The organism is Streptomyces sp. STR69, assembly GCF_024519455.1.
Taxonomy (GTDB): Bacteria; Actinomycetota; Actinomycetes; order Streptomycetales; family Streptomycetaceae; genus Streptomyces.
The window spans coordinates 58143-76367 of the sequence record NZ_JALJRY010000004.1; the positions used below are offsets into that span (position 1 = coordinate 58143).

At 70.5% G+C, this 18225-nt stretch carries 15 protein-coding genes; 13 read left to right on the plus strand and 2 right to left on the minus strand.

The genetic code is table 11. The features are described from left to right. The first annotated feature begins 65 nt into the window (after window positions 1-65). The 8 genes from OC490_RS08685 to OC490_RS08720 all read left to right on the plus strand — a co-directional run bounded on the left by OC490_RS08685 (window position 66) and on the right by OC490_RS08720 (window position 7295). A complete protein-coding gene (locus OC490_RS08685; protein WP_262057261.1) occupies window positions 66-1589 on the plus strand; it encodes an aldehyde dehydrogenase family protein in 1524 nt (507 codons plus the stop codon). Between the two features lie 282 nt (window positions 1590-1871). Beyond that, window positions 1872-2903, plus strand: coding sequence for a cation diffusion facilitator family transporter (locus OC490_RS08690; RefSeq protein WP_262057262.1), 1032 nt, complete (start codon window positions 1872-1874; stop codon window positions 2901-2903). Window positions 2904-2976: 73 nt separating this feature from the next. Beyond that, complete coding sequence (locus OC490_RS08695; protein ID WP_262057263.1) at window positions 2977-3312, plus strand: ArsR/SmtB family transcription factor; 336 nt, start codon at window positions 2977-2979, stop codon at window positions 3310-3312. Next, complete coding sequence (locus tag OC490_RS08700; protein WP_262057264.1) at window positions 3312-4028, plus strand: cation transporter; 717 nt, start codon at window positions 3312-3314, stop codon at window positions 4026-4028. Before OC490_RS08695 ends, OC490_RS08700 begins: the two co-directional genes overlap by 1 nt. Beyond that, window positions 3998-4339, plus strand: coding sequence for a hypothetical protein (locus OC490_RS08705; protein WP_262057594.1), 342 nt, complete (start codon window positions 3998-4000; stop codon window positions 4337-4339). Before OC490_RS08700 ends, OC490_RS08705 begins: the two co-directional genes overlap by 31 nt. After that, window positions 4297-5253, plus strand: coding sequence for an alpha/beta hydrolase (locus tag OC490_RS08710; RefSeq protein ID WP_262057265.1), 957 nt, complete (start codon window positions 4297-4299; stop codon window positions 5251-5253). Before OC490_RS08705 ends, OC490_RS08710 begins: the two co-directional genes overlap by 43 nt. Before the next feature lie 485 nt (window positions 5254-5738). Next, window positions 5739-6404, plus strand: coding sequence for a DUF4097 domain-containing protein (locus tag OC490_RS08715; RefSeq protein ID WP_262057266.1), 666 nt, complete (start codon window positions 5739-5741; stop codon window positions 6402-6404). Window positions 6405-6476: 72 nt separating this feature from the next. After that, complete coding sequence (locus OC490_RS08720; protein WP_262057267.1) at window positions 6477-7295, plus strand: alpha/beta fold hydrolase; 819 nt, start codon at window positions 6477-6479, stop codon at window positions 7293-7295. 42 nt (window positions 7296-7337) lie between these two features. Here the strand turns inward: OC490_RS08720 and OC490_RS08725 are convergent, their stop codons facing one another. Continuing rightward, a complete protein-coding gene (locus OC490_RS08725; protein ID WP_262057268.1) occupies window positions 7338-8888 on the minus strand; it encodes a hypothetical protein in 1551 nt (516 codons plus the stop codon). A 493-nt stretch (window positions 8889-9381) separates the two neighbouring features. On the opposite strand from OC490_RS08725, the gene OC490_RS08730 reads away from it, so the two are divergent. From OC490_RS08730 to OC490_RS08750, 5 genes are all read left to right on the plus strand, one after another. After that, window positions 9382-10974 carry a hypothetical protein gene (locus OC490_RS08730; protein ID WP_262057269.1) on the plus strand — a complete coding sequence of 531 codons (1593 nt, stop codon included), beginning with the start codon at window positions 9382-9384 and terminating at the stop codon, window positions 10972-10974. 43 nt (window positions 10975-11017) lie between these two features. Further along, a complete protein-coding gene (locus tag OC490_RS08735; RefSeq protein ID WP_262057270.1) occupies window positions 11018-13768 on the plus strand; it encodes a serine/threonine-protein kinase in 2751 nt (916 codons plus the stop codon). Between the two features lies 1 nt (window position 13769). After that, a complete protein-coding gene (locus OC490_RS08740) occupies window positions 13770-13931 on the plus strand; it encodes a hypothetical protein (RefSeq protein WP_262057271.1) in 162 nt (53 codons plus the stop codon). An 82-nt stretch (window positions 13932-14013) separates the two neighbouring features. Further along, window positions 14014-15369 carry a vWA domain-containing protein gene (locus tag OC490_RS08745; RefSeq protein ID WP_262057272.1) on the plus strand — a complete coding sequence of 452 codons (1356 nt, stop codon included), beginning with the start codon at window positions 14014-14016 and terminating at the stop codon, window positions 15367-15369. Window positions 15370-15475: 106 nt separating this feature from the next. Then, window positions 15476-16030, plus strand: a complete 555-nt coding sequence (locus OC490_RS08750; RefSeq protein ID WP_262057273.1) for an FHA domain-containing protein — start codon at window positions 15476-15478, stop codon at window positions 16028-16030. 8 nt (window positions 16031-16038) lie between these two features. Here OC490_RS08750 and OC490_RS08755 read toward each other — a convergent pair whose 3' ends face one another. After that, window positions 16039-18009 (minus strand): potassium transporter Kup, encoded by a 1971-nt coding sequence (locus OC490_RS08755; protein ID WP_262057274.1) that lies wholly within the window; start codon window positions 18007-18009, stop codon window positions 16039-16041. Window positions 18010-18225 lie beyond the last annotated feature (216 nt).

Genomic DNA, 18225 nt, shown 5'->3' on the forward strand with positions numbered 1-18225 from the left:
GCTCCCTAGCCTCGCGCCGAGAGCTGCCCAACGGCGGGCAGCGCTGCTCCGGGAGGCACATCAGCATGACCCGTTACGCGGCACCCGGCACCGAGGGCGCGATCGTCTCCTACCAGTCGCGCTACGACCACTTCATCGGCGGCGAGTACGTGCCGCCGGCTCGCGGGCAGTACTTCGAGAACCCGTCCCCGGTGAACGGGCAGCCGTTCACGGAGATCGCGCGTGGCACCGCGGAGGACGTGGAGCGGGCGTTGGACGCGGCGCACGCCGCCGCGCCGGGCTGGGGGCGCTCCTCGGTGACCGAGCGTTCCGACATCCTGCTCAAGATCGCCGACCGGATGGAAGCGAACCTGGAGCCCCTCGCGGTCGCGGAGAGCTGGGAGAACGGCAAGCCGATCCGCGAGACCCTCGCCGCCGACATCCCGCTGGCCATCGATCACTTCCGCTACTTCGCGGGGGCGATCCGGGCGCAGGAGGGTTCGCTGGGTGAGGTCGACGACGACACGGTGGCGTACCACTTCCACGAGCCGCTCGGGGTCGTGGCGCAGATCATCCCGTGGAACTTCCCCATCCTGATGGCGACTTGGAAGCTTGCCCCGGCCCTCGCGGCGGGCAACGCGGTCGTCATCAAGCCGGCCGAGCAGACCCCGGCATCCATCCACTACTGGATGAGCCTGATCGCGGACCTGTTGCCGCCGGGTGTGGTGAACATCGTCAACGGCTTCGGAGTCGAGGCGGGCAAGCCGCTCGCGTCCAGCCCGCGCGTGGCGAAGGTCGCCTTCACCGGTGAGACCACCACGGGGCGGTTGATCATGCAGTACGCCTCCGAGAACATCAAGCCGGTCACGCTGGAACTGGGCGGCAAGTCGCCGAACATCTTCTTCGACGACGTGTCGTCGGCGAACGACGACTTCCTGGACAAGGCGCTCGAAGGCTTCACGATGTTCGCGCTCAACCAGGGCGAGGTGTGCACCTGCCCGTCCCGGGCGCTGATCCAGCGCGGCCACTACTCCGACTTCCTCCAGGCGGCCATCGCCCGCACGGAGTTGATCAAGCCGGGGCACCCGCTCGACACCGACACGATGATCGGCGCCCAGGCCTCCAACGACCAGCTGGAGAAGATCCTCTCCTACCTGGACATCGGTCGGCAGGAGGGTGCGAAGATCCTCACGGGTGGTGAACGTCTCGACTACGACGGCGAGTTGAAGGGCGGCTACTACGTCCAGCCGACGATCTTCGAGGGGGACAACCGGATGCGGATCTTCCAGGAGGAGATCTTCGGGCCGGTGGTCTCGGTGACGTCGTTCGACGACTTCGACGACGCGATCAAGGTCGCGAACGACACGCTGTACGGTCTCGGCGCCGGTGTGTGGACCCGGGACATCAACACGGCGTACCGCGCGGGCCGGGCGATCCAGGCGGGCCGGGTGTGGACGAACTGCTACCACGCGTACCCCGCGCACGCGGCGTTCGGCGGCTACAAGCAGTCCGGTATCGGCCGTGAGAACCACAAGATGATGCTGGAGCACTACCAGCAGACGAAGAACCTGCTGGTGAGCTACTCGCCGAAGAAGCTCGGCTTCTTCTAGGCCCACAAGCTCGGACAAAAGGGTGCCTGAACTGGGAGAACTCCCGTCAGGCACCCTTCGTCACAGCCGCTCACGCAGCGCTGTCGCCGAGCCGGTTCCGGCCGGTCGGCAGGGGAGCCCGGACTCGGGAGTGAACCGCTCGCGGCCGGCGTAAGGCACGGGGTCCCGGCATCGCCGCAGGTGACAGTGGTAACGGTGCTCATTGCAGTCTTTGGTGAAACCCTCCGGGGCGCGGTTGACTTGCTCTCCGCCGACGCAGAACCGCGACTCCTGGGAGTTCCCGTGTCCGACCATCACGACCACGAGCACGGCGGCCACGACCACGAGAGCGGTGGCGGTCATTCCGGTCACTCCCACGGGGTGTCCGCGGACGCCGACCGGCGCTGGCTGACGATCGCCCTGGTGCTGATCAGTGTGTTCATGCTCGCCGAGGTCGTGGTCGGGGTGGCGGCCAACTCGCTGGCGCTGATCTCGGACGCCGCGCACATGCTCACCGACGTCGCGTCCATCGTGCTGGCACTGGTCGCGATGCGACTGGCGGCCCGCCCGGCGAAGGGGCAGTTCACCTACGGTCTCAAGCGCGTGGAGATCCTGTCCGCGCAGGCCAACGGCCTGACCCTGCTGCTCCTTTCGGTGTGGCTGGCCTACGAGGCGGTGAGTCGCCTCGTCTCCCCGCCGGAGGTCACCGGCGGCCTGGTCCTGGTCACCGCCCTGGTCGGAGTGGTGGTCAACCTGGTGGCCACCTGGTGCATCTCAAGGGCCAACCGCACCTCCTTGAACGTCGAGGGCACCTACCAGCACATCCTCACCGACCTGTTCGGCTTCATCGCGACCGCCGTCGCCGGAGCCGTCGTCCTCACCACCGGCTTCGCCCGCGCGGACGCGATCGCCTCCCTGCTCGTGGTGGTCCTGATGCTCAAGGCCGGCTACGGCCTGGTCCGCGACTCCGGACGGATCTTCCTCGAAGCCGCGCCCGCCGGGATCGACCCCGACGCCGTCGGCGACCGCCTGGCCGCGCAGGACACCGTGGTCGAGGTTCACGACCTGCACGTCTGGACGATCACCTCCGGCCAGAGCGCCCTGTCCGCCCACGTCCTGGTCGAGCCGGGCGGCGACTGCCACGCCGTGCGCCGCGGCCTGCAGAAGATGCTCCTGGAGGACTACCGCATCAGCCATGCCACGCTGCAGGTCGACCACCTGGGCGAGGACACACCGGACCTGCTGCAGATCACCAGCGCCACCGGCGACGACCGGGACGCGCACTGCGACGACGCCCACGGTCCCGTCCACCGACCCGGCCCGCACGACCACTGACCGGCCGACCGCCCGCCCGCCCGCCCGCCAGTACAGGATTTCCTGAATTCAGGATCTCCTGTACCGTCGCCGTATGCTGAGTCTCGCCCCCGAGGTCGAGGTGCTGGCCCGCTTCGGCCGTGCCCTCGCCGACCCGATCCGCTGCCGTCTGCTGCTCGCCCTGCGCGAGGCCCCGGCCCATCCCTCCGATCTGGCGGAGGAGTTGGGCATCTCCCGGACCCGGCTCTCCAACCATCTGGCGTGTCTGCGCGACTGCGGTCTCGTCGTCGCCGTGCCGGTCGGCCGCCGTACCCGCTACGAGCTCGCCGATCCCCGCCTCGGTCACGCGCTGCAGGACCTGCGGACCGCGGTGTTGGCGGTGGAGAGCGACCGCACCTGCCCGGACGCCGCCGCCAAGGGCTGCTGCTGATGAGCGCCGGGACGCCCCTGGCCCCGCCGGGCCCGTCCCCTGTCCGCCGCGACCAACTGGCCCGCCGCATAAGGCTGTTGGTGGGCGCGACCATCGCTTACAACGTCGTCGAGGCGGTCATCGCCCTGGCCGCCGGGACCGCCGCGTCGTCCAGCGCGCTCATCGGCTTCGGCCTCGATTCCGTGGTCGAGGTGTCCTCGGCGGCGGCGGTCGCCTGGCAGTTCTCCGCGGCCGATCACGGGGTGCGCGAGGCCCGGGAGGCGCGGGCGCTGCGGATCATCGCCCTCTCGTTCTTCGCCCTGGCGCTCTATGTGGCCGTGGATTCCGTACGTGCCTTCGTCGGGGCCGGTGAGGCGGACCGTTCGTTCGTCGGTATCGCCCTCGCCGCCGTGTCGCTCGCGGTGATGCCGTTCCTGTCCGCCGCCCAGCGCCGGGCCGGGCGCGAACTCGGGTCGGCATCGGCCGTCGCCGACTCCAAGCAGACCCTGTTGTGCACCTACCTGTCGGCGGTGCTGCTGACCGGCCTGGTCGCCAACGCCGTACTGGGCTGGTCCTGGGCCGACCCGGCAGCCGCCCTGGTGATCGCGGCCGTCGCGGTCAAGGAGGGCCGCGACGCCTGGCAGGGCAAGGGATGTTGCGCTCCGACTTCGGCCGCCGTACTGCCCGTTGAGGCCGCGGACGACCTGTGCGGCTGTCGCCCCGGCTGCGGCTGCTGACGGTGGTCCTTGCCAACGTCGCCGAGGCGGAGACCGTGGCCCAGAGCCGCGGGAAGGCGCAGGCAGGCACCTTGCGCAGGGCCCGGCGGCAGATCACCGCCCGGCGGCTCGTGGGCGGGGAGTCCGGCACGGTCGAGGGGTCGTACGTCGAAGAAGGCGTTGCCGCCGCAGAGTTGAGGCGCGACGGGCGGCGGTACCGGGTTCTCGCCGACTACCTCGCCTGCTCCGTCTGCCTCGTCGTACGGATCACGATGGCATCCTGGCCCGCATGGCCGAACCGATCGACGCTCCGCTCGCCGATGTCGAACTGACCTCTTTCATCAAGGCGGTTCGGCGGGATCCCGGACCTCCCGCCCGGGCCGTGGGCGCGGCGGAGCTGCGTCGCGCGCAGCGAGTCCGTGCCGAAGCCCGGCCGCCGGGTCCCGAGATCGCCCACGTCGAGGATCTGACGGTTGGCTCGGCTGCCGGGGGGGCCCGCCTCTACCGGCCCTCGGCGAAGGGCGGGCCGCCCGTGGTGTTCCTTCATGGCGGGATGTGGACGATCGGCGATCTGGAGTCGCACGACCGGGCATGCCGACGATTGGCGCTCGGCGCCGAGACGGCCGTGCTGAGCGTCGACTTCCGGCGGGCCCCGGAGCACCCGTGGCCGGCCGCTGTCGACGACTGCGTGGATGCCGTCCGGTGGGCAGCGGCGGGTGGAGTTCCCGGGGCTGGGAGCGCAGACCCGATCGTCGTCATGGGTGACAGTTCCGGCGGCAACCTCGCCGCACTCGCCTGTCTGCGCCTGCGTGACGAGGGCGGACCGCTACCGGCCGCCCAGATCCTGCTGTACCCCAACACCGATCTGACGCTCTCCTGTCCCAGCACGCGGTCGAAGGGCACGGGCTGGGGTCTGACGACCGACGATGTCGCATGGGGCGTCGAGCAATGGGTCCCCGATCCGGCCCGGCGCGCCGACCCCGAGGTCAGCCCGCTGCACGCCGTCGACCTCGGCGGGCTGCCGCCCGCCGTTGTCGTCACCGCCGAGCATGATCCGCTTCGGGACGAGGGCGACGCCTACGCCGCTCGGCTGGCCGCAGCGAACGTTCCCGTCAGACATCGCCGCGAGGCCGGGATGGTCCACGGATTCCTCACCCTCGACACCCTCTCGCCGGCCGCCGCGGCTGCGGGAGAGAGGGTGTTCGCGGACGTCACCGACATGCTCGGCTACGCCCGCTTCCGCTGACGCCTCGTCGAGCAGCGGCTGCTCGGCCGCGATCCGAACCTGGTGGGTCGTCTCACCTCGCGCCATTTCGGGTTTCGGGTGGCGCTGCGGGCTTCGCACAGAGGACTTCGCGAACCCGACGCCCTGGCGCGCGATCGTCTTGGAGACAGACGCCTCGCCGTCACGCCCGTGCCCCTGCGCCGGCGCCCCCTGCCCGGGCGCGGGGTGTGCTTGCGCCGGTGGGCGCGGCGTTCGGTAGGGCGGTGGGCCAGGTCGGCGCAGGGGGCTGTCGGTCGGTCCCTGATCTCCTCACCATAGCGTTCACTTTTCATCCATTGCAATGGAACACTTCCTCACCGTTGCATTATCTCCAAATCCGTTGCAACGATATCTCGACACTGACCTGCATAGATATAGATTGAGCGCAACGAGCATGTTGCCCAGTCACGAAAGGCAACGTAGCGTTTCCGGTGTCAGAAACAACGAGCCGACACCCGGAGTACACGATGCAGAAGTTCGACACCACCTCCCCGATCTCCGTCGTCCTGGACATCCCCGCAGGACACATCCAGTTCATCGCCGCGGACCGCGCCGACACCACCGTCGAGGTCCTGCCCGCCGACCCGTCCAAGAGCCGCGACACCAAGACCGCCGAGCAGACGGAGGTCGCCTACGCCGACGGTGTCCTGCGCATCACGACCCGGACCCCCGACAACAAGCTCTTCGGCACCTCCGGATCCCTGAAGGTCACGGTCCAGCTGCCCGCCGGCTCCCGTATCGAGGGCACGGCCGCCGGTGCCGAGCTCCGTGCCGTCGGACGCCTCGGCGACATCGCCTTCGAAGGCGCGTACCGCCGGATCAAGATCGACGAGGCCGCGGACGTCCGCCTCACCGCGGTCGACGGCGACGTCGAGGTCGGTCGGCTGGGCGGCCCCGCCGAGATCAGCACCCCGAGGGGCGACATCCGGATCGCCGAGGCCGTACGCGGCACGGTCGTGCTGCGCACCGGCTCCGGCGACATCACGGTCGGCGCCGCCGCCGACGTCTCGGCCGCGCTGGACGCCGGCACCGGCTACGGCCGCGTCAGCAACTCCCTCAAGAACGACGGCGTCACCGCGCTCGACATCCGCGCCACCACCTCCCGCGGCGACATCACCGCCCGCAGCCTCTGAAACACCACAAGCCGGAGCACCACAAGCCGGAAGCCGTACCAGAAGCTCTCACACGACCAGGAGAAACAGAGCATGACGAAGAACAGCACTTCCTCGACCGGTTCGGCGTGGACCGGCATGGTGCCGGTCGACGACACGGCCCTGGCCGTCACCGACACCGGCGGTACCGGAATCCCCGTGGTCTACCTCAACGGCCAGTTCGCCACCCAGGGTTACTGGGGGCGGGTCATCGCCGAACTGGGCACGGAGTGGCGGCACATCACCTACGACGAGCGGGCCCGCGGCAGGAAGTCGAAACGTTCCGCGGACTACTCCTTCGAGGCCGCCGTCGGGGATGTCGACGCCGTCCTCAAGGCCCGGGGCGTGGAACGGGCGCTGGTGGTGGGCTGGTCCTACGGGGCGTTCGTCGGGGCGCACTGGGCCGCCCGCAATCCCGACCGCGCCCTGGGCGCGGTCCTGGTCGACGGCGCGCAGCCGCACGACTGGCTGGACGAGGCCATGGAGCAGCGGATCCGGAAGACCTTCCGGCGCTTGAACCTGTTCATGCCGCTGCTGCGCCCGACGGGCCTGACCCCGCGGATGAACGCCGGGCAGATGGCGGAGAGCAACATCGAACTCGGCAGGATCGCCCGCGAGCGGGAGTTGGGCCCCGTCCTGGACAGCATCACCGTCCCGGCACGCTATGTCGTCGCTTCGGGGGCGTCCCTCGGAAGCAAGGGCGACGAGCAGGAACAGATCCGCGCCAGCCTCGACGGAGTGGTCGCCCGCAACGCGAACATCAAGATCAGCGCGAAGGTCGCCAGCAATCACGACGCGATCCTCAAGAAGGACGCCCCGGCCGTCGCCGACGCCGTACGCGAGGTCGCCGCTCTCGCCCGCGACCGGCGCTGAGGAGCACGGGTCTCCGGGGCGGCGCCGAGACCCTCGTGCCCCTCAGCGGAACTCGGCGAAGCGTGGCCGCAGTCCGAGGACGGTGAGTGCGGCTGCGGCGAGGAGGGCTCCGAGCGCCCAGGGCAGCAGTCCGGTGACGTCCGAGCGGCCGGCGTCGGCGAACCCGTCGAAGTGCCGTTCGTTGATGGCCGTCACCTTGTCCAGCGCGTCCATCCAGGCTTCGAAGTGCGCGTTCGAGGTGCCCGGCTCCCAGCCCATGCAGAACTCAATGGCCTCGCGCTCCTTTCCGGCCGCCAGCAGCGCCCGGATCTTGCGGTCGTCGCGCTGGTAGACGGCGTACGTGTCGACGGTCTTCTCGGCGGCGTCCCGCTCCCCCGCGAAGGTGATGTTGTCCAGTTCGCGCCGGAACTCGCCGGTGAAGCGGAGGTCGTGGTGGTCGGTCCGGTACGCCTGCCAGGTGGCGGAGAGTTGGGCGTCGTACGTCGTGAGGGTCGCGCCCTCCAAGCCGTACAGCTCCTGGGACTTGGCGAGGAACGACCCCGCGTACTGGTCGCGGCGCCGCGGGTCCAGGAGGTAGCGACTCTCGTCGGCATTGGCGTCGTAGGCGATCGCTCGGGCCCGGGAGAGCGCGACGACGGAGTCGAAGGCGTCGCGGCGGGCGCCACGCAGGTTCTCCCCGGTGGCGGAGAGGAGTTGGGTGCCGAGGAGGACGGCGAGGAGAGTGCAGGAGGTGGCGGCCAACATGCTCGCGTTCAGGGTCCGTTGGAAGCGGCGGGACAGGTACCACTGCAGCAGGCCGAGTACGGCGAGCAGCAGCACGCCGAGCACGACGACGGCGACGAGCTGGGCGGAGAGCGCGGAACGGGCCGCCGTGTACTCCGAGTTGAAGACCGTGTTGTTGGAGTTCACCAAGTCCCTTGCCTCGGGCAGGAGTCGGCGCTGCAGCAGATCCGTTGCCCGCCGGTAGTCGGCGAGCGCGGACGTCTTGCCGCCGGTGCGGTCGTCGTTCTCCAGGGCGCGGCCCACGAGTTCCTGGTACTCGGCGAAGGAATCGGTGAGGGACTCGACGGTCTTCTCGTCGGCCCGGTCGCCCTGCGCCGCCACGGCGAGCGTCCGCAGATCGTGCCCGATCCCGTCCCGGGCGTCGCCGTAGAACCCGACCGCCTTCTCGTACGGCGTCTGCAGTCGCCCCCTGCCCGCGTCGCCGTTGGCGAGCAGGAGGTTGGCGACCTGGGCGTCCATGTCGTTCAGGGCGAGTTCGAGGTCGGCGGCGCTGGTGGTGCGGGGCGCGTCGCGGCCGGTCACGGTGTTCCAGGTGCCGGAGGCTGCGAAACCGGCCAGCGTGAGAAGCACGATCAGGGCGGCGGCGAGCAGGACCGTGGCCGCGCGCAGGAGGCGCAGCCGCGCGGGCACATGGGCCCAGTAGCGGCGGCGCAGAGCGGCCCGCGCGGCCACGATCCGTTGCCGGAGGCGGCTCCCCAGGGCGCCCGGCCGCCGGCCGGGGGCGCCCGCGGGCGGGACGACCGCTTCCCCCTGCGGCGGCGCGGTGGCCTCGGGCCGAGGTCTCCGCGATGTTCCGGCCGTGATGGTCACGGTCCCTCCCCTGCCACGCCACGGACGGTCGTCCGTCCCCCGTGCCGATCAGTCTGCGACCGGAAGCGGCCGGGAATGACGCGCGTTGACACCCTCCTGACGCGTTCTCAGGCGGGTTTGACGGGACCTTGACGGCGTCCGCCTCACGGGCTGTTGACCGACCGTGCAGCACGGAATCCCCGAACGCCTTCTGCGCCCTCCGGCGCATCGCCCACTCCTCCTCCTGCGCACGGGGCTGCTCCTCGGACGGCTCGGACGGCTCCGACGGCTCCGACGGCTCCGACGGCTCCGACAGTCGGCGTACCGCCACCGCGCCGCACCCGCCCCACCCGGCACCTCTGTCACGTCCACCCCGCCCGCATCGCGTCAAGGACGCGACGACGCGGCGTCAAAGTCGCGACAAGACAGGGTTGTTCCGCGTTCGAGGCGTAAGAGTGGCGCTCGCGGAAGGCGCGGCGCGGGCCGCTCCGCAGCGCGAAGGGGACTCAACGCAATGCCGGACACCACCGCCACGGAACAGCGCCTCGCGGCGCCGTCCCACGCGTCGGCTCCGATGGGGCCCAACTCCCCCCGGCCTTCGAGAGGGAGACACCGCGAACCGCGTATCTCCCCCGACAGCCGAATACGCCGGCCGCTCCGCAGCATACGTCGGCCGCGTCCCGGGCCGCCGAAGCTGTGGCGCGGCCACCTCCCCACGACCGTCCCCCAGTGGCTCAGACTGCTGCGCGGTGCCACGTTGGGCGCCTCGGCCCTGGTCGTCATCGCGCTCGTCGTGACCGGTCTGTTCGCGCGTTCCTCCTGGTCGGACATCCGGAACCACTCCGCACCCCAGATCACCAGCGCCACCGGCCTGTACTTCACGCTCAACGACATGGACGCCCAGCTGGCCAACCAGCTGATGTTCGGCACCAATCCGGAACTCGCCGACGACCGCGCCACCGCCGCCCACGTCTACAACCAGCGGCGCAGCCAGGCCGGCGTCTACCTCCGTGACCTCTCGGTCGCGGCCCAGGGCGATCCGGTCGCCGAGGCGTCCGTCGCCCAGGCCATCGCCGACTTCGGCAGCTACGAGGAGGGCGCCTCCCACGCGCTGCTCCTCGGCAAGCAGAAGGGTTACGCGGCAGGGAGGACCGACCCCGCCACGCTGGCCGGCTACCGGTCCACCACCGAGCTGATGCGGACCCGACTGCTCCCGGAGGCCGACCAGTTGGTCACGGCGAACAACATCGCCTTCAACACGACGTACTCCACGACGACGGACAACCTGTCCTCGGCCCGGATCGCCGTCCTGGCCGCCGGTCTGCTGCTGGTCGCCGTACTGCTCGCCCTCCAGCTCTTCCTCGCCCTCCGCTTCCGGCGCCTGGTGAATCCGGCGCTGGCAGCCGCCGTCCTGATCGCTTTCGGCGTCTCCATCGCCGCGAGCGTGCAGATCTCCGACCAGCAGGACCACCTGCATGTCGCCCGCCGCGACGCCTACGACTCGGTCGTCGCCCTCACCCGGGCCCGTGCCGTCGCCTACGACGCCAACGCCGACGAGTCCCGCTATCTGCTGGACCAGCCGAACGCCGCCGAACACGAACAGCACTTCTTCGAGAAGACGCAGCAGCTCATGAACCTGCCCGGAGCCACCATCCACACCTACGACGCCCGGGCGGCCACCGCCATGAACGCCTACCGCGCCGACAACGGCGACCTGCGCTTCACCGGCTTCTTCGGCGACGAGTTCCGCAACATCACCTTCCGCGGCGAGCGCGCGGCGGCCGAGGAGGTCGTCGCCCGCTACCAGGTGTACGAGAAGGACGACCGCAAGATCCGCGCCCTCGCCGCCTCCGGTGACGTGACCGCCGCGATCGCGTACTGCGTCAGCTACAAGCCGGGCGACTCCAACTGGGCCTTCGGGCAACTGGACACGGCACTGCAGAAAATCATCGGCATCAACACCGGCGCCTACGAAAAGGCCTCCTCCGAAGGTGCCGGCAGCGCACTGTCCGGAGCGCTCGGCCTCGCCGGCGGCGCGGTCCTCGTCGCGGCTCTCGCCGTCGTCGGGCTGCGCCGTCCGCTGGCCGAGTTCCCGACGACGGGCTGAGGGTGTACGCCCACGGGCTTCCGACGCAGAACAGGTGGACACCATGAGCAAGTGCCAACGCCCGGGCTGCACCGGGACCATGGAGGACGTCGGCGACGGCGAGCTGTACTGCGACATCTGCGGACGCGCCCCGGTGCCGCAGCGGGCGAGCGCCAAGAGCGCAGGGGCGTCGTCCGGCGGCGGGGGCCCGAGCCACGGCGACTCCGACGGCGGCCCGCCCTCACCCCGCTCCGCTCTCTCCCGGCTGTCCCACACCCTCACCGGTGGCGTCGGGACCTCGGTGACCGTACGCCGGTCGGCTTCCGGCGGGAGCGGCGCGATCCGCTCCGGGCTCGGCGCGGGCCTGGTCGCCGTGCCGACCGTCCCTCGTCCCGACCCGGCCACCACGATCCTGAAGAACGCCCAGGTGCCCGAGCGGAACCGGTACTGCGGCAAGAGCGACTGCGGCGCGCCGGTCGGCCGCAGCCGCGCTGGCCATCCGGCACGCGCGGACGGCTTCTGCGCCAAGTGCGGCCACCAGTACTCCTTCACTCCCAAGCTGCGGGCGGGCGATGTCCTGCACGGCCAGTACGAGGTCGTGGGCTGTCTGGCGTACGGCGGGCTCGGCTGGATCTATCTCGCCGTCGACCGCGCGGTCAGCGACCGTTGGGTGGTGCTGAAGGGTCTGCTCGACACCGGCGACGAGGACGCGCTGGCCGCGGCCCTCTCGGAGCGCCGGTTCCTCGCCGAGATCAAGCACCCCAACATCGTCCGCATCTACAACTTCGTCGAGCATCTCGACCAGCGCACGGGCTCGCTCGACGGCTACATCGTCATGGAATACGTCGGCGGCAAGTCGTTGAAGGAGATCGCCGACGAGCGGCGCGGGCCGGACGGCAGGCGCGAGCCGCTGCCGGTCGAGCAGGCGATCGCGTATGCCGTCGAGGCCCTCGAAGCGCTCGGGCACCTCCACAAGAACGGGCTGCTGTACTGCGACTTCAAGATCGACAACGCCATTCAGCAGGAGGACCGGCTCGAACTCATCGACATGGGCGCGGTCCGCCACATGGACGACGAGGACTCGGCGGTCTACGGCACGGTCGGCTACCAGGCCCCGGAAGTCGCGGAGTCGGGCCCGTCCGTGGCCTCCGACCTCTATACGGTGGCCCGTGCCCTCGCGATCCTCACGTTCGACTTCCAGGGCTACACGACCGTCTTCGTCGACAGTCTTCCCGGCCCCGACAAGATCCCCGTCTTCGCACGGTACGAGTCCTTCTACCGGCTGCTCGTCCGGGCCACCGAGCCCGACCCCGGCAAACGCTTCGGTTCGGCCGAGGAGTTGGCCGACCAGCTCCTCGGCGTCCTGCGCGAGATCGTGGCCTCGCAGACCGGCAAGTCCCGCCCCGCCCTGTCCGCCGTCTTCGGACAGGAACTCCGGGTCGTCGAGGACAAGTTGGTCGAGCCCCTGGAGGGCGACACCTCCGTCCTCGGCGCACACAAGTTCGCGGTACGGCGCGGTGCGCTGCGCCGGTCGGCGAGCAGATCCACCGGCGTTGGGCCCGTGCACCCTGCGGTCGAGGCAGCCGCGTCCGGCTCCGGCCGGGCGGCGGGCGGCGACCTCTTCGGCAACACCCCGGCCCCGCCCGGAGGTTCGGCGGTCAACGCCGCCGCGTCCAGCTCCGGGCCGGCCCCGGAGGCCGCCCCCTTCGGAAACACCCCAACTCCCCTCGGACGCCCGGCAGTCACCACAGCCGTGCCCAGCTCCGGCTCGACACCAGACATGGACCTCTTCGGCAACACCCGGACCACACCCGGTCCGTCGTACCCGGTGTCCGCGCGGGCCTCCGGCCGTATCGGGGACGCGGAGGCAACGGCCGGGGTCACCGTCGCGCGGCTCAACGCCCGGGCCGCCTCCCTCGCGCTGCCGGTGCCGCTGGTGGACCCGACCGATCCCAACGCCAAGTTCCTGGCGGGCCTGGCCGCCGCGGCGCCGACGGAACTGGTAACTGCCTTGCGGACAGCGCCCGTCGACTCGGTCGAGATCCGGCTGCGGGATCTGCGGGCGCGGCTGGAGATGGACGACATCGACGCGGCTTCGCGCATGCTGACCGCGCTGGCCGACGACGACCTCGACGACTGGCGGGTGGTGTGGCACCGGGGCCTGACCGCGCTGGCGACCGGTGATCACCAGACAGCCGCGCTGGCCTTCGACGCCGTCTACGACGCCTTCCCGGGCGAGTCCGCGCCCAAGCTGGCGCTGGGCATCTGCGCCGAGATGCTGGGACGGCTGGACAAGGCCGCCGAGTACTACCGGCTGGTGTGGACGACCGACGAACGGTACGTCAGCGCGGCGTTCGGACTCGCCCGCGTGCTGCTGGCCTCGGGCCAACGGGCCCGGTCCGTGGCGGTGTTGGAGTCGGTGCCGGAGGCGTCGATCCACTTCACGGCGGCCCGGGTCGCCGCGATCCGCGCCCGGCTGCGCGAACGGTCGCCGCGGGAACCGCTGTTGGAGGACCTGCGGTCGGCCGCCGCCCAGGTGGAGGAGTTGCGGGAGCTCGGTATCGACGCCGACCGCCGCGAGCGGCTCTCCACCGAAGTTCTGGGCAGCGCACTCGACTGGGTGCTCTCCGGCAGCCCGGGCGCCGGTCCGGAGGCGGCCGGGACCAGGCTGCTGGACTGCGGTCTGACCGAGCGTGAGCTGCGGTTCGGCATGGAGCGCTCCTACCGTGTGCTGTCCCGGCTCGCCCAGCAGAACAGCTCGGCGACCGAACTGGTGGAGCGGGCCAATCGCTTCCGTCCCTGGACGTGGGTGTGACATGCGGCGACAGACCGTCTGCCCCGTCTGCGCCGAGCCTCTGGAGCCCGACGACAGGTTCTGCGGCGCGTGCGACGGGGTGTCGTACGCCCACCGTCCGGACGACGCGTCGGCGGCAGCCGCCGAGAGCGCCGACGGGTCACTGCCCCGCACGACAACGTGACGGTCGCCGTCCTGCCGATCCCCACGCCTGCCGGGCGGACCGAACACGAACCTGCCTGACGCAGGCTTAAGGAGCGCAAGCGATGGCTGTCTTCTCCAAATCGGACGTGCCGCAGTTCGCCGTCGACATCTACCAGAACGAGTACCTTCCCGAGGGCGGCCGTGAGGTCAACGCGATCGTCACCGTGACCGCGACCGGCGGCGGCACCCTCGGCGGCCTGCCGCTGGGAGCCCAGAGCCCGAGCCCGGCCCAGGCGTACGGGACCGGTCCAGACGCTGCTGTGGTCGTCATGGTCGACTGCTCCGGCTCGATGGACAACCCGCCGACCAAGATGCGCAACGCCCGTGACGCGACCGCCGCCGCGATCGACACCATCCGCGACGGTGTGGCCTTCGGCGTGATCGCCGGAACCCATGAGGCCTACGAGGTCTACCCCGCCGACGGCCGGCTCGCCGTCGCCGATTCCGCCACCCGGCATCAGGCCAAGCAGGCCGTGGGCAAGCTCGCCGCGAACGGCGGTACCGCGATCGGCAGTTGGCTGTGGCTCGCCGACGAGCTGCTCGCCACCGCCGACGTCCCCATCCGCCACGGCATCCTGCTCACCGACGGCCGCAACGAGCACGAGGCTCCCGGGGCGCTACGGGCCGTGCTCGACGCCTGCGCCGGACGCTTCACCTGTGACGCGCGAGGGGTCGGTACGGACTGGGAGGTCAAGGAACTGACCGACGTCGCCTCGGCGTTGCTCGGTACCGTGGACATCGTCGCCGATCCCTCGGGCCTGGCCGACGACTTCCGGCAGATGATGGAGAACGCGATGGGCAAAGGCGTCGCCGATGTGGCACTGCGCGTGTGGACCCCGCAGGGCTCCGAGGTCAAATGGGTCAAGCAGGTCGCCCCCACGGTCGAGGACCTGACCCTCCGCCGCGCCGAGGTCGGCCCGCGCGCCGGTGACTACCCCACCGGTTCCTGGGGCGACGAGTCCCGCGACTACCACGTCTGCATCAAGGTCCCCCGCTCGGAAGTCGGCGAGGAGATGCTGGCGGGCCGGATCTCCCTCGTGGTTCCCCAGCCCGACGGTACGGCGCAGGCCGTCGCCCAGGGACTCGTGCGTGCCTGCTGGACCGACGACATGGCCGCGTCCACCCGCATCAACGCCCAGGTCGCGCACTACACCGGGCAGGCCGAACTGGCCCAGGTCATCCAGGAGGGCCTGGAGGCCCGCAAACAGGGCGACTTCGACTCCGCGACCGCCAAGCTCGGCCGGGCCGTCCAGCTCGCCAGTGTCTCCGGCAACGAGGAGACCTCGAAGCTGCTGGCCAAGGTGGTGGACGTCGTCGACGCGGCGAGCGGCACCGTGCGGCTCAAGGCGAGGGTGGCCGACGCGGACGAGATGACACTGGAAACGCGCTCGACGAAAACCGTGCGCGTCAAGAAGTAGCGCACACGGCGCGCAGCGGGGCGAAGAGAGAAAGAACGACATGTCGAACTGCCCGAATGGTCACCGGTCCGAAACCGACGACTGGTGCGAAGTGTGCGGCCACCGCATGTCCGCCGCACCCGCCCCATCCGCGCCATCCGCGCCATCCGCCGCCGAACTCTGTCCCGACTGCGGATCACCCCGCGCGGACCTCGCCCGGTTCTGCGAGGGGTGCCGCTACGACTTCGTCACCCGGGCCGGCACCCTCACCTCCGGCACGACCTGGACCGCCACCGTCCATGTCGACCACGACTACTTCACCAGGGTGATGGCCCGCAGCGAGCCCGAGGACCAGGGACTGTACGTCCCCACCTACTCCCCCGACCTCCACATCCCGCTCACCCGCAACGTGATCACGATCGGCCGTCGCCGCCGGTCCACGGGCGAGGCCCCGTTCATCGACCTCGACAGCGGCTCCGAGGACCCGGGCGTCTCCCACGAACACGCCCTCCTCGTCCGGCAACCGGACTTCACCTGGTCCCTCATCGACAAGGGCTCCACCAACGGCACCACGATGAACGGCGCCGAGGACTCCGTCCCGCCCTATGTGCCCGTGCCGTTGAAGGACGGTGACCGCGTCCACGTCGGACTCTGGACGACGATCACCGTCCACCGGGACTGACACCGCCGCTACACCTCGATGTGCCAGCCCATGATGACCGTACGGTCGCGGGGCAGTCCGAAGTGCTCGGCGGCGTCGGCCGTGATGTGGGAGGTGGCGATGAACAGCCGTTTGCGCCAGGGCGCCATCGTCGGTGCCGGGCCGCGCCGGAGCTCGATCGTCGACAGGAAGTAGGTCGCCTCGTCGAGCAGCAACGGCCCCTCCGTGTCGGCCGGTTCGAGGAGCGCCAGCGTGCCGGGCACATCCGGTGTCTCCATGTAGCCGAACCGGGCGGTGACGTGGACGATGCCGTCGTCGGCGTAGCCGAGGCCGTCGACGACGATCCGCCGGTCGGCCGGGACGCGGGGCACGGGCTCGGTCTCGATGGACAGGATCACGACCTGATCGTGCCGCACATGGTTGCGTTCCACGTTGGCCCGCATGGCCAACGGCGCCGTCTGCTTGCCCCGGTTGAGGAACACCGCCGTGCCGGGGACCTGGAGCACCGGCCTGTCCCCGCTGCGGAGTTCGTCGACGAACTCGCGCACGGAACCCTCGTGCTCGGCCCGTTCGGCGGTGACGACCTCACGGCCGCGCTGCCAGGTCGTCATGACGGTGAACGCGGTGAGGCCGATCAGCAGCGGCAGCCACGCGCCGTGGACGAGCTTGGTCAGATTGGCCGCCACGAACAGCAGGTCGACGCAGAGCAGCAGGGTCGCGCCGGTGACGACGAGCCACACGGGAGTGCCCCATTTCGCGCGGGCGACGTAGAAGAACAGCAGCGTGGTGATGGTGATGGTGCCGGTGACCGCCATGCCGAACGCGAAGGCCAGCGCCGCGGAGCTGCGGAACGCGAAGACCAGGGTGAGGACCGAGACCATCAGCAGCCAGTTGATCCAGGGGACGTAGATCTGGCCGATCGTGGACTCGGAGGTGTGCGCGATCCGCAGCCTCGGCAGATAGCCGAGCTGGGCCGCCTGGGAGGCCACCGAGTAGGCGCCGGTGATCACCGCCTGGGAGGCGATGACCGTGGCCGCCGTGGCGAGCAGGACCATCGGCCACCGTCCCCAGTGGGGCACGAGGAGGAAGAACGGGCTGCTGATGTTGTCCGGGTTGTCGAGGATCAGCGCGCCCTGGCCGAAGTAGCTCAGGATGCAGGCGGGGAAGACGAGGAACAGCCAGGCGCGGGTGATGGCCCGCCGGCCGAAGTGCCCCATGTCCGCGTAGAGCGCCTCCGCACCGGTGACCGCGAGCACGACCGCGGCGAGCGCGAAGAAGGCGGTGCCGAAGTGGCCGAAGAGAAAGCCCAGCGCGTAACTCGGCCACAGCGCCCGGAGGATGGCCGGGTGGTCGGCGATGCCTACGACACCGCACGCGCCGATGGCCGTGAACCAGAGGATCATGATCGGCCCGAACACCCGGCCCACCGCGGCGGTTCCACGCCGCTGCACCAGGAACAGCACCACGATGATCACCGCGGTGACGGGCACGACCGCACTGTCCAGCGACGGCTCGACGACCTTGAGGCCCTCGACCGCCGACAGCACCGAGATCGCCGGCGTGATCATGCTGTCGCCGAAGAACAGCGAGGCGCCGAAGATGCCAAGTCCGGTCAGGACGACGGTAGTTCGCCCGCCGTGCTGTGAACCCCACCGTCGCAGCAGGGTGATCAGCGCCATGATGCCGCCCTCGCCCTCGTTGTCCGCGCGCATCGCCAGCAGCACATACGTGACCGTGACGATGACGACCACCGACCAGAACACCAGCGACACCACCCCGTACACGTTCTGGGTGCTGACCGGGACCGGATGCGGGTCGCTCGGGCTGAACACGGTCTGGAGGGTGTAGATCGGGCTGGTCCCGATGTCGCCGAAGACGACGCCGAGAGCGCCGATCACCACCGCGAGCCGTACCGCGTCCCGAACGCTCGTGGGACGGGCCTCCGGTGGCCGTGCTGCGGATACCTCGTCCGCCTCGGCCCCCTGCCGACCATCCGCCATGGTGATCCTCCTCGTCGCGGACCGCGGTGCCGCAGGCCCGGTGCGTCGGGGCGGACACTACCGATACCCCGGCGCGATCACCCGCAGGTGTGGGCCGCTCCCCCTCGCATCGTGTCGCCGTGCGCGGCCGGAGACGATGCAGTCCACGCCCGCCCGGAGACATGCCGCGAGGTTGCCGGCCGGGAGTACGGGGCGGTGGCTTCAAGTACCCGCCCA

Coding starts and splice junctions, on each gene's coding strand:
- OC490_RS08685 (WP_262057261.1), top strand. CDS start 66: ATGACCCGTTACGCGGCACCCGGCACCGAGGGCGCGATCGTCTCCTAC.
- OC490_RS08695 (WP_262057263.1), top strand. CDS start 2,977: ATGCTGAGTCTCGCCCCCGAGGTCGAGGTGCTGGCCCGCTTCGGCCGT.
- OC490_RS08700 (WP_262057264.1), top strand. CDS start 3,312: ATGAGCGCCGGGACGCCCCTGGCCCCGCCGGGCCCGTCCCCTGTCCGC.
- OC490_RS08710 (WP_262057265.1), top strand. CDS start 4,297: ATGGCCGAACCGATCGACGCTCCGCTCGCCGATGTCGAACTGACCTCT.
- OC490_RS08715 (WP_262057266.1), top strand. CDS start 5,739: ATGCAGAAGTTCGACACCACCTCCCCGATCTCCGTCGTCCTGGACATC.
- OC490_RS08720 (WP_262057267.1), top strand. CDS start 6,477: ATGACGAAGAACAGCACTTCCTCGACCGGTTCGGCGTGGACCGGCATG.
- OC490_RS08730 (WP_262057269.1), top strand. CDS start 9,382: ATGCCGGACACCACCGCCACGGAACAGCGCCTCGCGGCGCCGTCCCAC.
- OC490_RS08735 (WP_262057270.1), top strand. CDS start 11,018: ATGAGCAAGTGCCAACGCCCGGGCTGCACCGGGACCATGGAGGACGTC.
- OC490_RS08740 (WP_262057271.1), top strand. CDS start 13,770: ATGCGGCGACAGACCGTCTGCCCCGTCTGCGCCGAGCCTCTGGAGCCC.
- OC490_RS08745 (WP_262057272.1), top strand. CDS start 14,014: ATGGCTGTCTTCTCCAAATCGGACGTGCCGCAGTTCGCCGTCGACATC.
- OC490_RS08750 (WP_262057273.1), top strand. CDS start 15,476: ATGTCCGCCGCACCCGCCCCATCCGCGCCATCCGCGCCATCCGCCGCC.
- OC490_RS08755 (WP_262057274.1), bottom strand. CDS start 18,009: ATGGCGGATGGTCGGCAGGGGGCCGAGGCGGACGAGGTATCCGCAGCA.